Source organism: Wohlfahrtiimonas larvae (assembly GCF_002006755.1).
In the GTDB taxonomy this organism is placed as follows: Bacteria; Pseudomonadota; Gammaproteobacteria; order Cardiobacteriales; family Wohlfahrtiimonadaceae; genus Wohlfahrtiimonas; species Wohlfahrtiimonas larvae.
This window is the reverse complement of record NZ_MVDO01000200.1, coordinates 1-1,781: the sequence shown is the minus strand read 5'-3', so window position 1 is coordinate 1,781 and position 1,781 is coordinate 1. Positions and strand designations below refer to the sequence as shown.

Here is a 1,781-nt window from a genome sequence, read left to right as displayed (position 1 = left end):
GACAGCGGATATGGATCATTTAGATTATTTGTATGATCATCCAGAAAATTCTGGATTAGGTGGTTTGTGCAATGTAAAAGGAAGATTAGAAGCCGTATTTTGGATTCAAAAGATTGAGAATGGTTTTGATCTCTATTTGCCAAAATGCATTAGCGAGAGCATTGCAACATTGCTGAAACGTTTTGTGTTTCGTTCAAAGGTAACGATTGAAGTTATGGATGCGAATGATGAGTTTGTAACAATTGTGCCACAGGATTTTAATATCCCTTGGATCATTGAGGCAACACAAGGAAAATATGTGCCGCAAATGGTGAGCTTAGATGTATTGAAGGGCGTTCATCCTCGTAAAGGTTGTTACATTGGACAAGAAATCGTGACGCGTTTACGTGATTTAGGTAAGAACAAAAAGCGTTTGGGTAAAATTTCTTTGGGAAAAAACGGCAATATTAATATTGGTGACACAATTCACACGGATAATGATGTTGTGGCAGGTGAAATTGTTCTAGTGCAAGAAAACGAAGCGTTGGCTGTTTTAGTTTTGGCTGAATTACATCAAACGCTTAAGCTTTCTGATAATATAGAGCTATTGAATGTCTGGAAAGACGATAACGAATAAAATCAATTTTAAGAGGCAGATTGAATGAGTAAAAATATCGGTATTTTAACAGCTGGTGGTGATTGTCAGGGATTGAATGCTGCATTGAGAGCAGTAACGTTGGCCGCGCTCAATGAAGGCTGGAAAGTTACTGGTATTCACGATGGTTTCTTGGGTTTAGCTGAAGGTTGTGTGATGCCTTTGGATAAAGCGGCAGTTAGTCCAATCATTGGTTTGGGCGGTACGATTTTAGGTACGGGCCGTGGCGGTGGCCGTGCAAAAGGTACAGAAGAAGCTGTTGATAACTGTGTACGTAGTTTTGAAGCATTAGGTTTAGATGCTTTAGTTTGTTTAGGTGGTGATGGCACACAACGTTTTTCTTATGAGTTATCTAAGAAAGGTATTCCTGTCGTGACGTTACCTAAGACAATTGATAACGATATAGCGCAAACAGATATTACATTTGGTTACGATACTGCTGTTCAGGTTTCTGTCATGGCGCTAGATCGCTTACGCACAACGGCAGATTCTCATCATCGTTTAATGATTTTGGAAGTGATGGGGCGTGATGCTGGTTGGTTGGCGGCAGGTGCAGCATTAGCAGGTGGGGCAGATATCTGTTTAGTGCCAGAGATTCCTTATTCAACAACTGCAATTGTGAAATCATTGAAAGCACAGATCTTTGAACACAAGGCTGCTTTATTAGTTGTGGCAGAAGGGGCGATTTCTCAAGAGGATGCTTTATTGGGTTTAAAGCCTAAGAAGCATGCTGCAGCAATGAAGTTAGTGGATCAAATTCCTGAGCTTACAGGAATTGAAGCGCGCTTAACAACGTTAGGTTATGTGAGCCGTGGGGGGACGCCGACAGCGAATGACCGTATTTTCGCAACTCAATGCGGTAGTAAGGCGATTGAATATTTGAAAAATAATATAACAGGTGTGATGGTTGCAAGCCAAGGTGGTGAGTTAGTGCCTATCCCTTTAGAAAAAGTTGCAGGTAAGCCTCGTTTATTACCAAAAGATCATTTGTTAGTGGAAACGCTCAAAGCAACAGGCGTTTGCATGGGAGTTTAACTTCATTAATTTGGATATTATCTAAGCTCACATGTATATGTGGGCTTTTTTTTGAAATAATTTTTGATGTATCTTTATGTTTTTATTTGATTTTAACAATTAATTTTAAATT

The 1,781-nt window shown here is 39.6% G+C and carries 2 protein-coding genes; both read left to right on the top strand.

Features of this window, described 5'->3' with window-relative positions; genetic code table 11:
- The coding region (ygfZ, locus tag BZK14_RS10755) for a CAF17-like 4Fe-4S cluster assembly/insertion protein YgfZ (protein ID WP_077926491.1) at positions 1 to 616 on the top strand (616 nt) is incomplete at its 5' end.
- A gap of 24 nt (positions 617 to 640) precedes the next feature.
- Positions 641 to 1,669, top strand: a complete 1,029-nt coding sequence (locus tag BZK14_RS10750; RefSeq protein WP_077926490.1) for a 6-phosphofructokinase — start codon at positions 641 to 643, stop codon at positions 1,667 to 1,669.
- The last annotated feature ends 112 nt before the right edge of the window (positions 1,670 to 1,781 follow it).

Excerpts from the sequence above, each read along its gene's own strand:
- BZK14_RS10750 (WP_077926490.1), top strand. The coding sequence starts at position 641 with ATGAGTAAAAATATCGGTATTTTAACAGCTGGTGGTGATTGTCAGGGA.